At 74.6% G+C, this 1,204-nt stretch carries 1 protein-coding gene and 1 pseudogene; one reads left to right on the top strand and one right to left on the bottom strand.

Annotated features, from left to right (window positions below; all coding sequences use genetic code 11):
• Positions 1-240 (bottom strand): annotated as a pseudogene (locus DQW85_RS22695) (aminoglycoside phosphotransferase family protein); the annotation flags it as partial.
• A gap of 17 nt (positions 241-257) precedes the next feature.
• Here DQW85_RS22695 and DQW85_RS22690 point away from each other — a divergent pair.
• Complete coding sequence (locus DQW85_RS22690) at positions 258-1,178, top strand: TIGR03619 family F420-dependent LLM class oxidoreductase (RefSeq protein WP_113702172.1); 921 nt, start codon at positions 258-260, stop codon at positions 1,176-1,178.
• Positions 1,179-1,204 lie beyond the last annotated feature (26 nt).

Genomic DNA, 1,204 nt, shown 5'->3' with positions numbered 1-1,204 from the left:
GCCGGCCGCCTCCAGCACCTCGGGGTGCAGCGGGGCGAGCATCACGCCGCTGAGCGCGGCGGACGCGGCGGCGCGCACCCGGGGGCGCAGCTCCGCGGGGTCGTCGCGCAGAGAGTGGGCCTTGACCACGACCTCGCCCCGCCGCAGCACCACCACGTCGGTGCGCGTGGGGTGGAGCGCGGGCGCGCCCGTGCCGCCGTACACGCCGGCGATGCCGGAGAGTTCCGCCTCCAGATCCACTCGTACAGACTAGGGGTATGAGAGTGGGTTTCGCCGTGCCGCAGTCGGGCCCCTGGGCCACGCCCGAAAACATCCGCCGCGTCGCCACCCGGGCGGAGGAGCTGGGCTACGACGAGCTGTGGACGTTCCAGCGGGTGCTCTACCCGGTGGGCCATCCGATGGGGCCGACTTACCGCAGCGTCCTCGACCCCGTGGTCACGCTGTCCTACCTGGCCGGGGTGACGGGTGAGATCCGGCTCGGCGTGGCGGTGATCAACGCGTTCGTCCAGCCCGTGGTGCTGGCCAAGCAGCTGGCCTCGCTGCAGATCGTCTCCGGTGGCAGGCTGACGGCCGGGGTGGGGCTGGGCTGGCTGCGGGAGGAGTTCGAGGCGGCGGGTGTGGGGTTCGAGCGGCGCGGGCGCAGGGCGGAGGAGTTCGTCGAGGTGCTGCGCAAGGCGTGGACGGACGACGTGGTCGAGCATCGCGGCGAGTTCTTCCGGGTGCCGCCCTCCCACCTGGATCCACGGCCGCGGCCCGTCCCGCCGATCCTGCTGGGGGGCGGCGCGGAGCCGGCCCTGCGCCGGGCGGGGCAAATCGGGGACGGCTGGGTGAGCTCCAGCAGGGAGGACCTGGCGGGCATCGGGCCGCGCGTCGAGGTGGTCAAGGCGGCGGCCAGGGAGGCGGGCCGCGATCCCGAGGCGCTCCGGTTCGTCTGCCGCGCCGTCACAAGGGTCCGGACCGGCGGGGCAGCCAATGGGGCGGGCGGGGGCGAGGGGAGGCCGTCGATGACGGGCACGTTCGACGACATCCGGCGCGACGTGGACGTGCTCGCCGGACGGGGCGTGACGGAGGTCTTCCACGACCTCAACTTCGACACCGAGATCGTCACCTCGGATGCCAAGGGGGCCATGCGGCGCGCCGAGGAGGCCCTGGAGGCGCTGGCACCCGGCGCCGCCTGACGGGCGCCGCCTGACGGGCGCCGGTG

Source organism: Nonomuraea lactucae, assembly GCF_003313395.1.
Classification (GTDB): Bacteria; Actinomycetota; Actinomycetes; order Streptosporangiales; family Streptosporangiaceae; genus Nonomuraea; species Nonomuraea lactucae.
This window is presented reverse-complemented; position numbering and strand designations above follow the sequence as displayed.